This window comes from Candidatus Berkiella aquae (assembly GCF_001431295.2).
GTDB lineage: Bacteria > Pseudomonadota > Gammaproteobacteria > Berkiellales > Berkiellaceae > Berkiella > Berkiella aquae.
The window spans coordinates 17,884-36,463 of the sequence record NZ_LKAJ02000002.1 but is presented as its reverse complement, the minus strand read 5'-3'; the positions used below and the strand labels follow the sequence as shown (position 1 = coordinate 36,463).

Genomic DNA, 18,580 nt, shown 5'->3' with positions numbered 1-18,580 from the left:
GCGGTTATCATGAAATATTATTCCTTGGGTTAAAAAACCTCAAACGATTTGCATTTCCAACAACGGTAACCGATGAAAATGCCATGGCAGCACCTGCAATCATTGGATTAAGCAATAATCCAGTGAAAGGATATAAAATACCCGCAGCGATAGGAATTCCAATTATATTATATATAAATGCACCAAATAAGTTTTGTTTCATATTACCAACGGTTTGTCTTGAAATTAACATAGCATTAACAATCCCTTGTAGAGACCCACTCATCAAAATGATCCCTGCACTTTCAATGGCAATATCAGTACCCGTCCCTATTGCAAAACCCACATCGGCTTGAGCTAGTGCTGGGGCATCGTTAATACCATCACCGACCATTCCAACGATGTGTTTCATAGCCTGTAGTTCTGCAATTTTTTTAGCTTTATCTTGAGGCAGTACTTCAGCTAGAACATCAGAGATATTAACCGCGGCTGCAATGGATTGTGCTGTGCCATGGTGATCTCCAGTGAGCATAATCACTTTAAGGCCCATTTTCTGTAATTGAATAATGGCTTCTTTAGAATCGGGCTTAATGGGATCAGCTATTGTAATCATTCCGATGACTTGTTCATCTACAGCTAGATAAAGAGGTGTTTGACCTAATGCTGCTAATTGTTCAGTTTGATTTTTAAGAGCACCTTCGATAGGTATCTTTTGTAAATCCATTAATTTTGCATTTCCTAACCAGATAAGTTTTTCTTGGATCGTGCCATTTACGCCATATCCTGAAATGGCTTGAAAATTGGTAACTGGAAGTAAGGAATGACCTCTATCTTTAGCTGCGTTAATAATAGCTTCTGCCAGTGGATGTTCTGAACCCACTTCAAGGCTTGCCGCCATTATTAATATCTGTTGCTCATCCATTTTTTGTACGGCATAAACACCTGTAACCTGTGGCTTCCCTAAAGTGATTGTACCTGTTTTATCAAGCACAATAGTGGTTACTTGACCTGCTTGTTGTAGTGCATCTGCTTGTCGGATCAAAATACCCTGTTCTGCTGCTTTCCCTACACCCACCATAACCGATATAGGCACGGCTAGCCCTAAAGCACAAGGGCAAGCAATGACTAAGACAGCCATGGAAGTCACCAACATATAGGCAACTCTGGGTTCAGCTCCCACGTTAAACCAAATCAGCGCTGTTAATATAGCAATAATCATAACAACGGGTACAAATACACCTGCTACTTGATCCGCTAAACGGGCAAGTGCTGGTTTAGAGTTCTGCGCATGTTGAACCAATTGAATAATTTGTGCGAGGGTGGTCTCTTTACCAACACGAGTCGTTTTGAAAATGAAACTACCTGATTTATTTAAGGTTCCCCCTACCACTTTATCATTCATTTTTTTCTCTTTAGGTAAGGCTTCCCCTGTTAACATAGATTCATCAACATGAGATTGGCCCTCGACCACAATCCCATCAACTGGTATTTGCTCACCAGGTCTTACCCGCACCAGATCAGCAATGAGTAAGTCTTCAATAGGAATATCAATTTCTTCATTTATTCGAATAATACGTGCAGTTTTAGGTTGTAGGGACATTAAGCGTTTAATCGCTCCAGAGGTGTGCCGTCGTGCTCGGAGCTCTAAAAGAGCGCCAAGGTTAACTAAGGCAATGATAATGATGGCCGCCTCAAAATAAACATGCTGCGCTAATGGGGGTAGCCACTTTGTAAATAAAATCGCAAATAGTGAATAAAGCCAGGCGACTCCAGTGCCAAGGGCAATCAGTGTATCCATATTCGCAGCGTGGTTACGCAATGCTTTCCAAGCACCGATAAAAAAATGTCCTCCCGAATAAACTAAGGTAAGAAATGTCAGAAAACACAACCCAATATTTATTTGACGACCCACAGGCGTGATCAATGAAGGCATAAAATCTAGCATACCCATGACCAATAATGGGAATCCTACGATTGCAGCAAATATCGTTTTATAGGTTAGGTGTCGATAATATGATTTTTCTATAAGCGCCTTTGTGCTTTCTTCTTCCTCAAGATTGTTTATTACACTCGCTCCATACCCTGCATGCTTAATAGCCTTAATTAAAACATCAACAGGAATATTTTTTATAGTTGAGACAGCTGCACTTTGGTTTACCAAATTCACTTGTGCATTTTGAACATCAGGAATGGCCAGTAGCGCTTTCTCAATTCTGGATACGCAGCTAGCGCAGCTCATACCCGTAAGTGCTAGGTGGTAAGTAATCATCTCTTCATCAAGAATTTTGTTCAAGCGGTATTCCTCTCTTAAATTTACTTCTGATTAATTATTTTAAATCCCTGGATGTAGTTAATATGCTAAGCAATTTTAGAGATAGCTGGTGATTGAGTGTGTTTTTAAATCTTTGGTTTAAACAATGATTGAAATTGTTATAATGTTATTAAGAATATCCATCTTAAGCAACACAAGGGTAAGTATGAAAACAAACTATGGTAAGCGTTTAATGATTCTAATTCTTGGGATCTTTTCTTTGCAATACTCTATGATTTCCATTGGGCATGAAGGGCATGCTGAACCCGTCGAAAAAACCCAGATTGTTGAAAATGCAAACAAAGTGATCAACATGGCGATTGAACAAAAAAAATTAGAACCTTCTTGGAAAGTAGCGAAAGCTGACGAACCAAAAATTGTTGATGAAGATAAAGGTGGGCAATGGGTTATCAAGTTTACTAATCCTGAAATAAATAAGAATAATGAATTATTTATTTTCTTCAAACTTGATGGTAAATATGTTGCAATGAATCATACAGGAAAATAAAAAAGAATCATGTTTGACTTTCCATTACACCCTGTCTTTGTTCATTTTACAGTCGCCTTAAGTTTTACGGCGATTGGCGCTTATTTGATATCCTATATTCTCCCAGTTGGCAAACTCAAAAATGATTTGGGTGTTTCAGCAGTTTGGATGATTCTTTTCTCTTTTATAGCCACCTTGTTTACAGTCACTTTTGGTTTCATCCAGTTTAATTCTGTTCGTCATGACATGCTCGTTCATTTGCCAATGGTTTCCCATCGAAATTGGGCATTAGGAACCGCTGTGGTGCTATTTATGTGCAGTTTATTAGCTTTGAGAGGTTACATTGCCAACAAAATTCATCATTATTCCTTAATGATTTCATTGCTGATTCTAGGTTTTATGGTAGGGATGACGGCTTTTAAAGGCGGGCATTTAGTTTATGGTTATGGGGTGGGTGTCAAATCAACTGCTGAATTAAGAGACCTTCAGAAAAGCACGAGCGAGGAACCAAAACGTGATAATCTCTTTGAAATGAATCCGATAAATAAATGATGGTCTGCCCATGAAATTTATTAGCTCTTTAACTGTAATACTTGGCGTTAGTTTCAGTTTTGCAGTTGAAGCTAACGACTGTGATTTAATGCGCCCCGATAATCCTACAGAATCCGTACCCGCTACGGTCTACCATTCTCCCTTTACTGACTATAAAGGGTTCAAAAAATTAAAAGTAAAATCCTGGCGTGAAGTAAATGACAAAGCTGTGCAATCTGGGCACAACATGGGGAATATGAAAAACATGAATATGAATGAGGGCACAACTGAAAAAAAGCTGAATGAGGTAGATCATTCGCGTATGCAGCATTAGATCATGGTTAGACCCATTACCAAGTTAACAAAATCAAAGCTTTTTTTAGCGTTCATGAGTATTCCTGTATTACATGGTTGTGTTTCATTTTCTAATGATTCTGGTTTTTCAGAAGTGGTTTCGACTGTGCAAAACCGTAGTGATCAAACGCCGGTTTTGCACTCATTTAAGGAGAGCCAGGCACATACTCAAGAAAAGATACAGTCGTTACTTACCACTCCTTTAATGGCCGAAGATGCGGTGCGGATTGCGTTAATAAATAGCCCCGCCTTGCAAGCCGCGCTTACCGAGTTAGGTATTGCTGAGGCAGATCTTGTACAGGCCGGTAAGGCACCAAATCCTGCTCTTTCCTATGTAAGGCTTTCTCGTCTTGACGATGAATTTAACATTGAAAGACTGGTTCTGCTTGATGTGATGGGTCTCTTAACGATCCCTATGAAAACAGCAATTGAACGTCACCGTTTTAATCAAGCAAAGCTGCAAGCTGCGATCGATATTTTGCAATTAGTAGCAGATACTCGAAAAGCCTATTATATTGCTGTGGCTGCCCAACAATCTGTGGATAGCCTAGAACAAATGAAAGAAGCCGCGCAAGCTAGTGCTGAACTTTCTCGACGTATGGTAGAAGTAGGGAATTTTAACAAGCTGCAATATGCACGTGAGCAAGTATTTTATGCTGAAGTGATGGCAAAATTGGCTGCAGCTAAGCTCACGGCACTTAAGGAACGTGAACATTTAATACGTTTGCTGGGACTTTGGGGTAAGGAAATAGAGTTCAAGTTACCCAAGGAATTAGCAGAATTACCAAAAGAACCTAAAGAGCTCTCTCAGCTTGAATGCCAAGCCTTAATCAATCGTCTAGATGTACAAGCCAAAAAAATGGAAATTGAAGCAAAAGCTAAGGCACTAGGACTGACAAAGGGGACCCGTTTTATTAATGTATTCGAGCTTGGTTATGCGCATAATACAGGGCAAGATATACCACGCCAACGAGGCTATGAAATTAGTTTAAATGTTCCTATATTTGACTGGGGTGATGCAAGAATTGCAAAATCCCAGGCCAGTTATATGCAATCTGTTTGGCAACTACGCGATATAGCTATCAATGCCCGTTCTGAAGTTCGAGAGGCTTATCAAACTTATCGTGCCACTTATGATATGACAAAACATTATCGCGATGAAATCGTACCCTTGCGCAAGTTTATCTTGGATCAAAATATGTTGCGGTACAATGGCATGCTGGTGAGTTCATTTGAGTTACTATCTGACGCACGTGAGCATATTGCTAGCACCAATGCGTATATTGAAAACCTTCGAGATTTTTGGATTAACGAAACGGATCTACAAACAGCGCTCATGGTTAAATCGCCTCATGATTAAAAAAATCATGATTACGATTATCAAGAAGTAATTAATTAATATTAAGAGGCTTAGTATGTTTTCAAGGCGTAATTTTATTAAAGGTGCGGCTCAAGGTGTGGGAATCGTTGTTGCCGCTAGTGCAGTAAGCAAGTTTGCCTTAGCTGCGTTGCCTGAGCTCGCAGTGATGAATGATACTAAAACCCAGCCGCCGCTGGTGCCATCTAGTGGGCTTCCCTATAACCCGGTTGTGACTTTAAATGGTTGGTCTTTGCCTTGGCGTATCAAAAATGGTTGGAAAGAATTCCATTTGGTCGCAGAACCCGTGGTACGTGAGTTTGCTCCGGGAATGAAAGCGCATTTATGGGGATATAATGGTCAGTCACCTGGACCCACTATTGAAGTTGTAGAAGGTGAGAAAGTACGTATTTTTGTTACCAATCGATTACCTGAACACACGACAATCCATTGGCATGGTCAACGTTTGCCAAATGGAATGGACGGAGTAGGTGGGCTCAATCAACCGCAGATAAAACCAGGTAAAACATTTGTTTACGAATTTGAAGCAAAACGAAGTGGTACATTCATGTACCATCCACATGCCGATGAAATGGTGCAAATGGCCATGGGTATGATGGGATTTTGGGTGACTCACCCTAAAGATCCTAATTTTATGAAGGTAGACCGAGACTTTTGTTTTCTCTTAAGCTCATATGATATTGACCCAGGTAGCTTCACGCCCAAAATAAATACCATGTTAGATTTTAATTTATGGAGTTTTAATAGTCGAGTTTTTCCAGGTATCGATCCCTTGGTCTGTAGACAAGGCGATAAGGTTCGGATCCGAGTTGGTAATTTAACGATGACTAACCATCCGATTCATTTGCATGGACACGAATTTACTGTAACGGGAACTGACGGCGGTTGGGTTCAACCTTCGGCACGTTGGCCAGAAGTTACTACTGATGTTGCGGTTGGCCAAATGCGAGCAATTGAATTTGATGCGACGGATCTAGGGGATTGGGCTTTTCATTGCCATAAATCTCATCATACGATGAATGCTATGGGTCATGATGTGCCCACAATGATTGGTGTTGATACCAAAGGCGTGAGTAATAAAATCAGTAAAATATTACCTGACTATATGTCGATGGGAGAAGATGGCATGGCTAGCATGGGAGAAATGCACATGCCATTACCTGAAAACACATTACCTATGATGACTGGCACGGGTCAATTTGGCCCGATCGAGATGGGTGGCATGTTTACTGTTTTGAAAATTAGAAAAGATCAAAAGCCTGGCGATTATAAAGATCCGGGTCCCTATAACTTTCCGCAAGGAACTGTTGCTTTTGAGTGGAAGGGCGATTTAACTGAGCCTCAGCGAGCGCATGCTGAGCAGCATTCAGAAAAAATTGCATTTAAAGTGCGCAAGCCACAAGGGAGTTGTGGCCATTAGGTGCTTATGGGCGCAACGAGGTATAGAATTCCTGCATTTATCCCAAACGCCATGTAAAGTTGAAAATCACACATTGGCTCTTATTAAGATATACACGTAACAGCGGATTTTTGGGGGCTAAGCCAGGCTCAAAGCTTTTAACTCATCGCCCTAATTGATGAGATCCGTTGAAGCGGCACGCAATGCAGTTTTCTTTCCATTACTAAAGACTTTATAAATAGCAGGCAAGACAAGTAGCGTCAGCAATGTAGAAGAAATAATACCACCTATAACTACGGTAGCAAGGGGCTTTTGCACTTCTGAACCTGCGCCAATATTAATTGCCATAGGTAAAAATCCTAAGCTTGCAACTAAAGCTGTAGTTAAAATTGCTCTTGTTCTAGTAAAAGCACCTTCTTTTATAGCTTTGTCGAGCGAATTACCTTGTTCTTGTAATTTTTTGATGAATGCCACCATAACAAGCCCATTCAACAGCTACGCCAGAGAGTGCAATGAACCCCACGCCTGCTGAAATGGAAAAAGGCATGTTTCTAAGCCAAAGGCCTGCCACACCACCAGTAAGTGCCAGAGGGACACCAGTAAAAATAATAAGTGCGGTTAAAGCTGAGTCAAATGCAACAAACAACAAAATAAACACTAACAATAACGCAATTGGCACCACAATCATCAGCCTTTCCTGGGCTGAAATAAGTTGCTGAAACGTCCCGCCGTAATCAATCCAATAGCCAGTAGCTAGTTCAACTTTAGATTCAGATAATGGCTGAACTTCTTTTACGAATCCCCCTAAATCCCTATCTCGGACATTTGCTGAAATAATGATTTTTCGTTTGCCATTTTCTCTACTAATTTGATTTGGGCCATAAGTAATGCGAAGATCGGCAATTTCTTTAAGAGGTATACGATCTGGTTGACTATTATCAGTATTATTAGGTAAAGGAATTGGAAGAAGTTCTAATGAATTTAAATCTGATCTAAAATAATCAGGTAATTTAACAACAAGATTAAATCGTTTGTCGCCTTCGAAGAATTTCCCAGCAACTTTGCCGTTCATTGCGGTGCTTACTGCATCTTGGACTGTAGCCAAATCAACACCATATTTTTTTAAAGCTAATTGATTTGGAACAATGTTAAGAAGAGGTAATCCCGTTGTTTGTTCAATTTTTGGTTGCTCGCTTTGCGGCCTTTAGCTTATTCTTTAAATAGATTATAAACTTAAGAAATCATAAAAGTGCGGCCAAATATTATTACACAAGATGAATATAAACTATTATCAAAAGCATGAAGGCAATCATTAATTTCTTCATTAGTTCTTCCCAATGAAAGTGTCAAAAAGTTGACGTAAAAATTCCTTTGCTTTTATTTTGCATAAACTATGCCAGTTTCGAAAGCGGAAAGGGTTTGGCAAAGGCGGAAATGTTTTGCCGATTTAGAATGCAATCTAACAGGCTTTAAAATTTAACTCATTGATCTAAAAGCAAATCTAGAATTGGCACCGTACTTGCAATAAACCTTAAGCAGTGAAGGAATAGGTTACGTTATGAACATAGAAAATCTTTTTGACATACATGAACAAGCCTTGAACCTGCGGGTTAAAAGGGCGGAAGTGCTTGCAAGCAACATCAGCAACGCCGACAACCCAGGCTATAAAGCCAAAGATATGGAATTTGATAGCGTATTAAAAGAAATGGACAATAACCAAAAGGGCATGTACGCAACACATAAAGGGCATTTATCAGGTAATGGTTATGGGGTTTCTGATATTGAATTAACTGAGCGCGCAAACCCCTGCAAACTTCCCTGGATGGAAATGGCCTTACAAGCTTCCTCCTTTGTAGGTAAAAATGTCGATGTCAAAATCGACAACGGACTTTATATGCAAGGCAATAACGTCAAAGGTAGGATCGACGTTCCAGATTATGCGACCAATGTGCAAATGGAAATACGCAATGAACAAGGCGAAGTCATTAAAACGGTAAAAATGAACGCCGTTGATAAAGGTGAACTCGCGTTAATGTGGGATGGCTTAGATGACAATGTTAATGCACAACCATCAGGCGTTTACCGTTTTATTGCTAAAGCCAATGTATCAGGTCAAGAAATACAAATTAATACGTATTTATCAGCCAATGTCAACAGCATCACAATTAATAAGAATGGTCAACCGGTAACGTTGAATGTATCAGGCTATGGCAAAATCTCCATGGACGATATTAAAACGATTAGTTAATACAGCTTAACAAATAAGGGATATAGCAATGGGTTTTAACTCAGCACTTAGTGGTTTAAAAGCAACTTCAAGCGAGCTCAATGTTATCAGTAATAATATTGCGAACGTTAGCACCAACGGTTTTAAAAGTTCGCGAACGGAATTTGCTGATATCTACGCCAACTCCAGTTTAGGTGGCGGTAAAACAGCAATTGGTTCGGGCGTGGTACTTTCAGCCGTAACTCAACAATTTAGCCAAGGACAAATCGGTTTCACCGATAATAACCTTGACTTAGCCGTTTCGGGCAAGGGTTTCTTTGTGTTAAGCAACAACGGTAGTATTGCTTATTCGCGTGCTGGATCGTTCGGGGTAGATAAAAATGGTTATATCGTTAACGATTCCGACCATCACTTACGGGGCTTCTTAGCTGATAGTTCAGGTAGCATCACGGGTGCGCAAACCGATTTACAGATCAATAGCGCAACGCTTGCACCAAAACCAACCAGTACGGTGAGCGTTAACGTAAACTTAGACGCAACCGCTGAGCCACCAACCGCTCCATTTATTGCGGGCTTTACCCCAGCACAACCGCCAGATCCAACGACTTACAATTCATCAACTTCAACAACCGTTTACGATAGCTTAGGTAATTCCCACATTATGACCAGCTACTTCGTTAAAGCGCATGCTGAAAATACCTGGCGCGCTTATGTGGGTATCGATGGATCTGATGTGACACCAACACCAGCTACACCTCCTGTTGGTGTACCACCTGTGCAATACCCATCAGGTCAAATTGCCTCACCTTATACTTTGGTATTTAACCAATCGGGTAGCTATGTTACCAACAACCCTGCAACGCCACCTACGTTTTATGGTCTAGGTCCTGTGAACAGCACCACTTCCGGTTTAGTTACCTCCGGAACCTTACCGACGTTGAACTTAAATGATTTGACCATTAATAGCGTTGCAATAACAGCAAGTGGTAGCTCATCAGATGGCTCATCTACCACCGACAATGCAGCAAGCTCTATCGCAATAGCTGCTGCAATTAACCAAAGCACAGCTGAGCATGGCGTAACGGCTTCTGTTAACGCTAACGTTGTTGATTTAGGTATCCCTAGTTTCGGAAACCTTGCAGCAGGGGATTTTAGCATTAACGGTGTGCCAATTACTGGTGTGAATGCTAACGCAACCGACTTGTTAGGCTTAATTAACGGCCAAACTGCCACCACAGGGGTTGTGGGTTCACAACCCGGCGGTGCAGGCACAGCGATTTTGTTAACTGCCGCTGATTCCAGAAATATTCAATTAGTAACGGATGGCATACAGGCTACCGGTGCTTCATTTGCAAACTTTAACTTGAATGGTGGCGTGGCGTTAAATCAAGCACAGCGTGGTACTGTCAGTCTATCAACGACCAATAATCAGGGGATTATTGTGGGTGGCCCAAATCCTGGACATGCTAGTTTAACCGCAGGTCCACAAGCCGGTATTGTTCAGTCAAGTTCGGATATCATTGATATTTCAGGTTGGACACCAACAGGCGGTGCCTTCGGTCCACAGTTAATGAGCATGAACTTCAATAACTCAACGCAATATGGTGCTCCATTTTCCGTATTAGCATTAAGCCAAAACGGTTATTCGACCGGTTTGTTAGCGGGTGTTAACGTCGACTCCTCCGGTGTGATATTCGCGAAATATAATAACGGTCAATCATTAGCATTGGGCCAAGTCGCCTTGGCCAACTTCGGTAACGTACAAGGTTTAAACCCACAGGGTAACACAAGCTGGGTAGAAACTTTCTCGTCAGGTTCGGCGTTAATTGGTGCACCAGGAACTGCTGAATTAGGTTCGATTCAGTCGGGTGCCTTAGAAAACTCTAACGTGCAATTAACGGATGAATTAGTTGAATTAATTGTTGCGCAACGTAACTTCCAAGCCAATGCGCAGTCCATTAAAACAGAAGATGCCGTAACACAAACGATTATTAATTTGCGATAATTAGGGAAGCGTTAAACCATGGATGGAATGATTTATGTAGCAACATCGAGCGGCGCTAATATCTTACATGCGCAAACGGTGAATGCTAATAATCTTGCGAACGTCAGCACCCCAGGGTTTAAAGCCGATCATCCGCAATTTGTGAGCGTGATGAATGCCCAAGCCGATACTTTGCCTTCACGTATTTATTCATCCACGGATGGACAAAAACAGACTTTTCACCGGGTGGTCTCATGCCAACAGGTAATGTGATGGATATTGCCGTGAATGGTGAAGGCTGGTTTTCGGTGATGTCTAAAGATGGTAGTGAATCTTATGTTCGCACCAGCAGCATGCAAGTCACACAAGAGGGATTACTGCCAACCAGCTTCCTGTTCTTGGAGCAAGTGGGCCCATTACATTGCCTGCAGGTCAAAAAATTGAAATCGGCACAGATGGCACTGTCACGGCAACAAGTTCCGATAGTAACGGCACGCCTACAGTGATTGAACGCATAAAGCTTGTTAAACCAGATAATAAAGTCAAGTTGACAGCATAAGAGAAGAGGGAACCAGCAAATGCATACCAAACAGTACAAAATCCTAGCCATAATGACTTTGCTGCATTTCATGATTATGTATGCGCTAATGTATTCGATGGTAAATATTATGGGGAATGTTTATCTTAATTTAAATCAAGCTTATATGACAGGACTTATGACTGTTCCAATGGTATTTCTAGAGCTTTTGTTAATGCGGGCAATGTATCCCAGCAGCAAACTTAATTCATTAATTATAATTTCTAGTATTCTCTTGGTTATTTTTCTTTGGCTTTTTATTAGAAATCAAACCATCATTTATGATAAACAATTCTTAAGGTCAATGATTCCTCATCATGCTGGCGCCATATTGATGTGTGAACAAGCACCAATAAAAGATCCAGAAATTCAAAAACTCTGTAAAGATATTATTGAAGGTCAACAAAAGGAAATTGATATGATGAAGAGAAAATTACAAAATTCCTAAGAGACAGTTGCGTTTGGAAGCAGTAAATATCATAGTGCGAAAGTGTTAAAATGTTCTGATATATGTTTAATTAAATATTTAACTCCAAAAGGAATTTAAAAATGGTAAAAAGAAATTTTTTGTTTTTGATAGCAACTTTATTGGTTAATTCACTCGCTTTTGCTGCGACAGAAAAGGCGGAGCATCCGAATATGAATAAATCTGATCATAAAGTTATGATGATGCAAAAAGACATGAAAACCATGGATAGCAAAATGATGGAATCTTTGGGTTCAAAAGATGCTATGTATGATAAGCGCTTTATGGATCTTATGATCGGCCATCATGAAGGCGGAATTATGATGGCGAAAGATGCGCTTAAAAAATCTGAAAGACCAGAAATAAAGGAAATGGCTCAGAAAATAATTGATAGCCAAGAAAATGAAATAAAACAAATGAAGGATTGGGAAAAGTCTTGGTATGGAAATTAATTGATTTGTTAGTAAATCAAAATAACATAATGATAATTGCGCCTTATAGTTATAAACTTTTGACAAGAGATGAATATGATTAGTTTAAAAGTACATGGTATGACATGCGGTGGTTGTGTAAGCAAAGTTAAGCATGCTGTGAATTCACTTGATCAATCAGCAAATGTTCATATTGATCTTAAATCTGGTCTGGTAGAGGTGCAAAGCCGCCATCCGACAGCAGAGATTGTGAAGATAATTAAAACACTTGGATATGAAGTGACGAATGTTACAGAGGGTACTTAGATCCGAGGTCATCTCTATAGGGATACAAAGCTAAGGTCGATTTCTGCGATTGTATAAATTGCATATAATAGATATTCTATGCAATTGAAAAAATGCTGTTAATTCATAAAAATTAACCGTTCTTTTTTTCTTCCTAGGTATTCAATACTTCTTTCTTGGCTGACTGTAACAGATCTAATTGATCAAGAACTAGTTCAACAGCATTTGTGGCCTCTGCGACAGAACAGATAAAGACTTCACCAAATGGGACATCGTTATCAAGATAATCAGAGAGAATCTCATGTGAGCGCAATTCAACGTCTTCGGCACTATTTGTTTTGTAAACTGTATTGACCTTCCATACGCCCAAGAGTTTATTCAATGCTTGAAACCGCCTAATTCTTTCTTCTAGGCCATTTATCCGTTTTGAATTTGAGTTTTGACTACTTCCTCTGAGTACACCATGATTATTTTTTAATTCTATGAGATAGGAAATTGCTATAGAAGAATCCTTCTCAAAAGGTAATAAAGAGCTTCCAAGGCAACGAATGCCACTGACCATATGCTTGGGGATAAATCCTTCGTGATTTACTAATCGACGTCCACCGCAGATCTGACAGGTCCCTTTAATGCCTAACCACATGTTATTTACATCCTCGAGTCGCTCCTCGACGCGATTAATAGTCATTCCGACTTTTACACGTTTCGCTTCTTCGTTCTCAAGAATATAAACTAGTCCGAAAAGGTGCCTAAAAATAGTCATAATCGATAAAGCTCTTCTCTGTTTCTGTATCATTAATTTGTTCAGGTAGTTGCTGAACAGTAGATTTTGACATTTTTTTAAAATGGCTGTTACACCAATTATAAAAAGTTGGATGTCTCCAGTCGCTCTCAATCTTTTGATAGTTTATATATGCAATAAATTCTTTTAATAAATCAGGAAATTTATCTTCAATAATTTGGTCCACGGTAGGCGACTTACATTCCTCGGGTAAGATCTAATACTTTTTGACAGAATCCCTTTAGCTCTTCGATGGATGTTTCTTCGCTAGAATTGTCTTGAACCTCTGCATGACTATCTCCACGAGAATATTCATTTATATCCCGCAAATCTTGAAGCGCTCCTTTATATGGGTGTTGATCTGCTGTAGTATCAAGTTTACGAATAATCTCCTCTAAGCTTGAAGCGCCACTAAAAAGCCCCGGATCACCTTTACGGTAAAAATCTTCACAAACAGTTCGTAGGCGACTTCGTATATAATTAAGTTCATATGGTTCGCCCTCGATAAATTCTTCGATTTGCATGCGCTCAGTTACATACCTAGGTTGTGTAGCAGCTTCTATATCAAAGCTTGAAATTGTTGTAATTCCAGGAGCTCCGGATTGGAGTGAAATAGATTTTATGATGCTTTGGTCAATCTTATCCCACAAAAGTCTTAAAAAACCTTTTTCATGTGAAAGCACTATGGTTTGTTTTGCTTGTCCACATAGTTTTTTAATTTCAATGGCTGTGAACTGACGACGAAAATTATCTAAGCTAGTGAAAGGGTCGTCAAGTACTACTATAGTTTCCGATAAATGTGGATCAGCGTTAATTCTGGCTAGAAACAAAGCTAATGCCAAAACTTGTTTATCTCCTGCACTTAGGGTGTTGCGAAAACTAGGTTGATCAACCGCATCTGGTGATGTATTAGGAGAAACAGCAACATCGTTTATCAAAATTTGATAACTCGCTGCAGGTTCCTTTCCTCTATAATTTGGTTCCTTATAATCTATACGAAACCCCGCATTAAGACGCTTCAAATATGCATTAATTGTAGTGCCAAGTGAAGAAGTTATAGAACGACCGTGTTTAGTTAAAGACTCGCGCAACTTTTCTTTCTGATTCCTTATTTCTTCCTTACGCTTGTTGCTCTCCTTTAATCTATTTACGGCTTCAACAATATCCTCATCAAACCGCCTTTTGGTTAGCTGTAAGCGTTTTATTTCCTCCTCAATTTTGGGTAGTTGTGAAGGATCGAGACCATCTTTAAGAGTTTTGATCTTATCTAAATAGTTAGTAATTTTCTCATTAATTCTTTGAATTTTGATACGTCCATTTTCCCAAGTTTTAATTACTTCTGAAAATTGCTCAAACGGAAGAGGATCTGTTAGATTTTCTTGTTTTTTCTGAAAAAGCACCTCCATTTGCATGGCAGCATTTTCCATCTGTTGAATAATTTCAGAAAGACTTGATATATCTGGAATCTCAAGTTGTGCCACTTCTTTCCAATATTTAAATGTGTGTTGATTTTGTGTGAATAATTCACTAACTGTATTACGAAACTCTTTATTCGTGTACTTGGTCAATATCTGGCTAGCTTTGCGAACATTTTCTGAAAGCCTTTTATAATCTTCGCTGAAAAATTTCTTATAAGCTTCAACAAGCGTTCTATCTTGCAATAGTTGCCCACAATAAGGACAATTATCTGCTTCCCCAAAAGCAGTTCCTACTTCAAGCCAACTTTCATGCGTTATATGATTTACATCTTTGCAATTATATATGGCCACATGTTCGCGGACTGCTTTAAGTGCGCTTTCCGCAATTTCATCAATACCTTTTTCAAGTACCGATTGGAATTGCTCTGAATCAGTTGGGACAGCAAAAAATTTTGGTTCGCTAGCAGCTTTAAGTTCTTTAGTTTTTTGAGCTTGTTGAACTTCGATTTGCTTTTTATCTATTGTTACATCAATCCCTTCTTGTTTTGTAAGAGACATAAAATCATCTACAGATATTGTATAAGGTGCTAAAATGCTACGACTAACAGCTTTTAACTCATCTTCTGCGTTTCTAATTATTTTATTAATATCATTATTTTCATTGTCTAAATCTACGATCTGTCGAACAAGCTTTACGCCTTCGCTACCAACTACTAAACCATATTGCTTTTTCAAATGTTCGTTTGTGACAATGTCACCAGAAAATACATTGTCATTGATAAATGTGCTGTCATATATGGCTATCTTTGGCTTAATGCCAGTCCATGAATCACCATTAAAACTAACAGCTTGGCCATTAATCTGCAAAATTGCCTTTTGTTCCGGGCCTCCTGCAAGAGTTTTACGACCGATAATTATTTCTGAATTCCATGTTGTCAAAGAACGAAGTATATCGGCTAAGGTAGACTTACCCCATGCGTTTTCTCCGAATATCAGCGTACATTTCCCGAAAACAGCATGTGCTACGGGTTTTGCTTGAGCAAATCGACCTATGTTCTGTACATATTTTACTTCTTGCAACATTGTTGTTCCTAATTCGTTTGTCTTATTTGAGGAAGAAAGTATATCTGAAGTTTTTTATTCAATGCAGGAAAAAGATTTCACCCTCATAATTTATTTTCATGGGTGACTAAGCAAATTAAATAACCAACGAGTAGTTATTAAGCTAAGTTTAAAAGTGCAGCTATACCCTCCCTGTTTAGAAAAATATCTTGGGGCTTTGCCCCCACCGCGTATCAATTCATCCCCCAACCTTCCGCATGCGCTTCGCTTATTTGTGCAGGTTGGGTGGTTCCCCCTGATTTGACACTTGGACCCCCAGACTTCGCCAGTCTGGCAGGAGCGCAGCGCGCGCTGCACTCTTTAATTAAATGAACAGAAAAGGGAAATAATAATGGATACAGCAACTGACTTTTTCGGTGAAATGATTTACGCATATTCTCGCGCCCAAGCAATTGAGGATGGTGAGCTTGTAGACGTTTCAGATATGGCAAAGCGATCGGGTTTTAAAATCCCAGTGGCTGTTACCCGTGCCGTTTGGGTTCAGTACATAGAATGGGCTGACAAGGATAATGATAGGCAAACCATCCAAGACCAGTCAAGCAGGTTAAGGGATGTATTATGGATGCTATATGTGGCCTGCAATCGAATAAGAACGAATCCTACATCAACTTTGAACTACATGTGATCTCGCGTGATAGGTTCCCTAAATCACCTACTTTAATCAAGCTAAAATCAGTTATCTGCGGTGGCGATGAGGGTGAGCCCGTCATTACAATTATGTTACATAATGAGGATTGAGAATATGCATAGGTAGCCCCTCTCTGAGGCTACCTATCTAAAATCTTTACGAATGCTCTACAGGCCATAAGAGATTATGTTTCATCTTCTTTGTTGTCATTATCTAATGCAGGTGAAATATTTTGATGGCTTAGTTTTTCTCTTGCAACTTCAATAGCTAAGTGTAATTTCTTTTGCAACAATTCTTTGGACGGTAATTGTGTTAAATACTCTGCAACATGAATTCCGCTTTGTTTCATTTCTAATAATTCAACCTGTTCTTGGTTCTTTTCGGCACATAAAATTATACCGAGAGGCGGTTCCTCGCCTTCTTTTCGCTCGTATTTATCTAGCCATCTTAAATATAATTCCATTTGACCTTTATTAGCTGCAGTAAATTTACCTAGTTTTAATTCAATTACAATTAAGCGTTTAAGACTTCGATGATAAAATAATAAATCAAGGTAGAAATCTTCTCCGCCGATAGTTATTCTCTTTTGACGCTCTAGAAAGCAAAAATCACTCCCAAGTTCGCCAATGAAGGCCGATAGCTCTCCTAGGATTGCATTTTCTAAGCTGTTTTCACTAAAGTCTTTTGGTAAGTCTAGGAAGTCTAGCAAGTATGGGTCTTTAAATACTAGAGTTGGGGTTACTTTAGATTCCTTTCCTAATTTTGTTAACTCATTTTTAATGAATGTTTCAGTGTTTTTAGAAAGGGCCGTCCTTTCATAAAGCATACCTTGAATTTTGCTATGTAGTGCTCGAACACTCCAACGTTCAATTCGGCACATTTCACAATAAAATTGCATTTTGAGGGGGTCTTTTAAGACTAATATTTCAACGAAATGCGACCATGACAATTGTCGGGACAGTGTCCCGACAATTTCAAAGTCAGGGAATGCCTTATGGAATTGGACCATCCTAAACAGATTGTCACGTGTAAAGCCCCTGCCATATTCTTGGGTAAGTTCTTTAGCAAGATTGTCGATTACCTGCTTCCCATAATCGGCTCGTTCTTCTTCCCCAATCATATCTTGGTTAATTTTTGCCCCTATATGCCAGTACATGACTACTAAGGCAGAATTAACGAATGTGGAAACGGATGACTTTGCTTCATCAACTACAGAACGAATGTCCTGTATAAGCTTTTTTGATGCTTCATCAGATGGGCGTATATTCACTGATAACCCTTTTTCCTATTTCTATCAATTGTTGGGACACTGTCCCGACAATTCTGTTGTACATGCACAGCAATTGATATTTAGCCAAAAATCAGTACATTAGGGTACCAGAAGTTGATGATTAATGTGATAGGCGGGATATGTATTTAATGGTGGGAAACTAACTGAGTGCCAGCCTCTATTCCTAGGTATCTTTTCAACATTCATGTCCTACTAGCCCTACGCCCGGATCTTTTCAATCAACCCAAGCTGGTATAGATCTAGCGCTGAGCTTTCATTGATTGAGTCGCAATGTTTCCAGAGCCTAACCAATCCCCCCATGATTTCCAACCTTTACCATTGTAAACTTTATGAGGTGCCGCAGGGATATCATAAGGTCTACAGGCACTTTTGCAATATCTTTTCCAATCAGATTGCGCCGTTAGCTTTAAAGACTGCGCAAAAGAACGCGCCATTTTAAATGATTGGAATGTTCTTTTTTGAGGGGCAACATTGCTAGTACCTAGCCAGTCTCCCCAGGAAGTCCAACCCTTGTTTTTATAGATTTGATTAGGAGATGAAGGAATATCCTTTGGCCTATTGCCGGATTTGCAAAAATGCATCCAATCCGAAAAACCACCTAACTTTAGGGATCGTGCAAAAACTAATGCCTTTTTAAATGTGCGAAAGTCCTTTTTTTGAGATGCTATAACACCTGTCCCTAACCAATCGCCCCAAGATATCCAGCCTTCATTTTTATAGACGAGATAAGGAGTGGCTGGGATCCCATTTGGTTTCCTTCCACTTTTTGAATATTCCAACCAAGCTTCTCTGCTGTTTAGCTTCTGTGAGCGAGCAAATAGCCGAGCCTTTTTAAATGAGAAAAATTTTAAACTGGAACGATGACTCATGATCGTACTTATCTAAACGCCCTGACACCCTTGCCTTAATGTTGCACTTAAAGAAGGCATAT

At 39.6% G+C, this 18,580-nt stretch carries 19 protein-coding genes and 1 pseudogene; 13 read left to right on the top strand and 7 right to left on the bottom strand.

What is annotated here, in order from left to right; all coding sequences use genetic code 11:
• Window positions 1-7: 7 nt before the first annotated feature.
• Entirely contained in the window at window positions 8-2,248 is a 2,241-nt protein-coding gene (locus HT99x_RS15275; RefSeq protein ID WP_075067289.1) for a heavy metal translocating P-type ATPase, read from the bottom strand.
• 208 nt (window positions 2,249-2,456) lie between these two features.
• Here HT99x_RS15275 and HT99x_RS15270 point away from each other — a divergent pair, with 208 nt between their 5' ends.
• The 5 genes from HT99x_RS15270 to HT99x_RS15250 are packed head-to-tail and all read left to right on the top strand — an operon-like array spanning window position 2,457 to window position 6,460.
• Window positions 2,457-2,798, top strand: coding sequence for a DUF6488 family protein (locus HT99x_RS15270; protein ID WP_075067230.1), 342 nt, complete (start codon window positions 2,457-2,459; stop codon window positions 2,796-2,798).
• A gap of 9 nt (window positions 2,799-2,807) precedes the next feature.
• A complete protein-coding gene (locus tag HT99x_RS15265; protein ID WP_075067229.1) occupies window positions 2,808-3,329 on the top strand; it encodes a DUF2231 domain-containing protein in 522 nt (173 codons plus the stop codon).
• 10 nt (window positions 3,330-3,339) lie between these two features.
• Window positions 3,340-3,642 (top strand): hypothetical protein, encoded by a 303-nt coding sequence (locus HT99x_RS15260; protein ID WP_075067228.1) that lies wholly within the window; start codon window positions 3,340-3,342, stop codon window positions 3,640-3,642.
• 3 nt (window positions 3,643-3,645) lie between these two features.
• Window positions 3,646-5,022: a TolC family protein gene (locus tag HT99x_RS15255; protein WP_075067227.1), complete on the top strand. Its 1,377-nt coding sequence runs from the start codon at window positions 3,646-3,648 to the stop codon at window positions 5,020-5,022.
• Between the two features lie 55 nt (window positions 5,023-5,077).
• Window positions 5,078-6,460, top strand: coding sequence for a multicopper oxidase domain-containing protein (locus HT99x_RS15250; RefSeq protein WP_075067226.1), 1,383 nt, complete (start codon window positions 5,078-5,080; stop codon window positions 6,458-6,460).
• Between the two features lie 150 nt (window positions 6,461-6,610).
• Here the strand turns inward: HT99x_RS15250 and HT99x_RS15245 are convergent.
• Window positions 6,611-7,586: pseudogene (locus tag HT99x_RS15245) on the bottom strand (efflux RND transporter permease subunit).
• A gap of 411 nt (window positions 7,587-7,997) precedes the next feature.
• Between HT99x_RS15245 and flgB the strand changes: the two are divergent.
• The 7 genes from flgB to HT99x_RS15210 all read left to right on the top strand — a co-directional run bounded on the left by flgB (window position 7,998) and on the right by HT99x_RS15210 (window position 12,430).
• Window positions 7,998-8,687, top strand: a complete 690-nt coding sequence (flgB, locus tag HT99x_RS15995) for a flagellar basal body rod protein FlgB (protein WP_075067286.1) — start codon at window positions 7,998-8,000, stop codon at window positions 8,685-8,687.
• Window positions 8,688-8,715: 28 nt separating this feature from the next.
• On the top strand, window positions 8,716-10,671 hold the full coding sequence (locus HT99x_RS15235; RefSeq protein ID WP_075067285.1) for a flagellar hook-basal body complex protein: 1,956 nt from the start codon (window positions 8,716-8,718) through the stop codon (window positions 10,669-10,671).
• 18 nt (window positions 10,672-10,689) lie between these two features.
• The gene (locus tag HT99x_RS15230; RefSeq protein WP_075067284.1) at window positions 10,690-10,923 is read left to right on the top strand and encodes a flagellar basal body protein; all 234 of its coding nucleotides are present in this window, start codon (window positions 10,690-10,692) and stop codon (window positions 10,921-10,923) included.
• Complete coding sequence (locus HT99x_RS15225; RefSeq protein WP_139016645.1) at window positions 10,905-11,156, top strand: hypothetical protein; 252 nt, start codon at window positions 10,905-10,907, stop codon at window positions 11,154-11,156. Before HT99x_RS15230 ends, HT99x_RS15225 begins: the two co-directional genes overlap by 19 nt.
• 72 nt (window positions 11,157-11,228) lie before the next feature.
• Window positions 11,229-11,675 (top strand): DUF305 domain-containing protein, encoded by a 447-nt coding sequence (locus HT99x_RS15220; RefSeq protein WP_075067282.1) that lies wholly within the window; start codon window positions 11,229-11,231, stop codon window positions 11,673-11,675.
• A 101-nt stretch (window positions 11,676-11,776) separates the two neighbouring features.
• Entirely contained in the window at window positions 11,777-12,145 is a 369-nt protein-coding gene (locus HT99x_RS15215) for a DUF305 domain-containing protein (protein WP_083482966.1), read from the top strand.
• A gap of 69 nt (window positions 12,146-12,214) precedes the next feature.
• A complete protein-coding gene (locus HT99x_RS15210; RefSeq protein WP_083482965.1) occupies window positions 12,215-12,430 on the top strand; it encodes a heavy-metal-associated domain-containing protein in 216 nt (71 codons plus the stop codon).
• A gap of 133 nt (window positions 12,431-12,563) precedes the next feature.
• Here HT99x_RS15210 and HT99x_RS15205 read toward each other — a convergent pair whose 3' ends face one another.
• From HT99x_RS15205 to HT99x_RS15195, 3 genes are all read right to left on the bottom strand, one after another.
• The gene (locus HT99x_RS15205) at window positions 12,564-13,052 is read right to left on the bottom strand and encodes a hypothetical protein (RefSeq protein WP_200957158.1); all 489 of its coding nucleotides are present in this window, start codon (window positions 13,050-13,052) and stop codon (window positions 12,564-12,566) included.
• A gap of 106 nt (window positions 13,053-13,158) precedes the next feature.
• Window positions 13,159-13,377 carry a hypothetical protein gene (locus HT99x_RS15200; RefSeq protein ID WP_075067279.1) on the bottom strand — a complete coding sequence of 73 codons (219 nt, stop codon included), beginning with the start codon at window positions 13,375-13,377 and terminating at the stop codon, window positions 13,159-13,161.
• A gap of 10 nt (window positions 13,378-13,387) precedes the next feature.
• Entirely contained in the window at window positions 13,388-15,691 is a 2,304-nt protein-coding gene (locus tag HT99x_RS15195; RefSeq protein WP_075067278.1) for an AAA family ATPase, read from the bottom strand.
• A 370-nt stretch (window positions 15,692-16,061) separates the two neighbouring features.
• Between HT99x_RS15195 and HT99x_RS15190 the strand changes: the two genes are divergently transcribed.
• The gene (locus HT99x_RS15190; protein ID WP_200957156.1) at window positions 16,062-16,355 is read left to right on the top strand and encodes a DUF6573 family protein; all 294 of its coding nucleotides are present in this window, start codon (window positions 16,062-16,064) and stop codon (window positions 16,353-16,355) included.
• A gap of 187 nt (window positions 16,356-16,542) precedes the next feature.
• On the opposite strand, the gene HT99x_RS15185 is transcribed toward HT99x_RS15190, so the two are convergent.
• The gene (locus HT99x_RS15185) at window positions 16,543-17,628 is read right to left on the bottom strand and encodes a PDDEXK nuclease domain-containing protein (protein ID WP_235528463.1); all 1,086 of its coding nucleotides are present in this window, start codon (window positions 17,626-17,628) and stop codon (window positions 16,543-16,545) included.
• 260 nt (window positions 17,629-17,888) lie between these two features.
• Window positions 17,889-18,518 carry an integrase repeat-containing protein gene (locus tag HT99x_RS15180; protein ID WP_075067277.1) on the bottom strand — a complete coding sequence of 210 codons (630 nt, stop codon included), beginning with the start codon at window positions 18,516-18,518 and terminating at the stop codon, window positions 17,889-17,891.
• Between the last annotated feature and the right edge of the window lie 62 nt (window positions 18,519-18,580).

Coding starts and splice junctions, on each gene's coding strand:
- HT99x_RS15275 (WP_075067289.1), bottom strand. CDS start 2,248: ATGATTACTTACCACCTAGCACTTACGGGTATGAGCTGCGCTAGCTGC.
- HT99x_RS15270 (WP_075067230.1), top strand. CDS start 2,457: ATGAAAACAAACTATGGTAAGCGTTTAATGATTCTAATTCTTGGGATC.
- HT99x_RS15265 (WP_075067229.1), top strand. CDS start 2,808: ATGTTTGACTTTCCATTACACCCTGTCTTTGTTCATTTTACAGTCGCC.
- HT99x_RS15260 (WP_075067228.1), top strand. CDS start 3,340: ATGAAATTTATTAGCTCTTTAACTGTAATACTTGGCGTTAGTTTCAGT.
- HT99x_RS15255 (WP_075067227.1), top strand. CDS start 3,646: ATGGTTAGACCCATTACCAAGTTAACAAAATCAAAGCTTTTTTTAGCG.
- HT99x_RS15250 (WP_075067226.1), top strand. CDS start 5,078: ATGTTTTCAAGGCGTAATTTTATTAAAGGTGCGGCTCAAGGTGTGGGA.
- flgB (WP_075067286.1), top strand. CDS start 7,998: ATGAACATAGAAAATCTTTTTGACATACATGAACAAGCCTTGAACCTG.
- HT99x_RS15235 (WP_075067285.1), top strand. CDS start 8,716: ATGGGTTTTAACTCAGCACTTAGTGGTTTAAAAGCAACTTCAAGCGAG.
- HT99x_RS15230 (WP_075067284.1), top strand. CDS start 10,690: ATGGATGGAATGATTTATGTAGCAACATCGAGCGGCGCTAATATCTTA.
- HT99x_RS15225 (WP_139016645.1), top strand. CDS start 10,905: ATGCCAACAGGTAATGTGATGGATATTGCCGTGAATGGTGAAGGCTGG.
- HT99x_RS15220 (WP_075067282.1), top strand. CDS start 11,229: ATGCATACCAAACAGTACAAAATCCTAGCCATAATGACTTTGCTGCAT.
- HT99x_RS15215 (WP_083482966.1), top strand. CDS start 11,777: ATGGTAAAAAGAAATTTTTTGTTTTTGATAGCAACTTTATTGGTTAAT.
- HT99x_RS15210 (WP_083482965.1), top strand. CDS start 12,215: ATGAATATGATTAGTTTAAAAGTACATGGTATGACATGCGGTGGTTGT.
- HT99x_RS15205 (WP_200957158.1), bottom strand. CDS start 13,052: ATGTGGTTAGGCATTAAAGGGACCTGTCAGATCTGCGGTGGACGTCGA.
- HT99x_RS15195 (WP_075067278.1), bottom strand. CDS start 15,691: ATGTTGCAAGAAGTAAAATATGTACAGAACATAGGTCGATTTGCTCAA.
- HT99x_RS15190 (WP_200957156.1), top strand. CDS start 16,062: ATGGATACAGCAACTGACTTTTTCGGTGAAATGATTTACGCATATTCT.
- HT99x_RS15180 (WP_075067277.1), bottom strand. CDS start 18,518: ATGAGTCATCGTTCCAGTTTAAAATTTTTCTCATTTAAAAAGGCTCGG.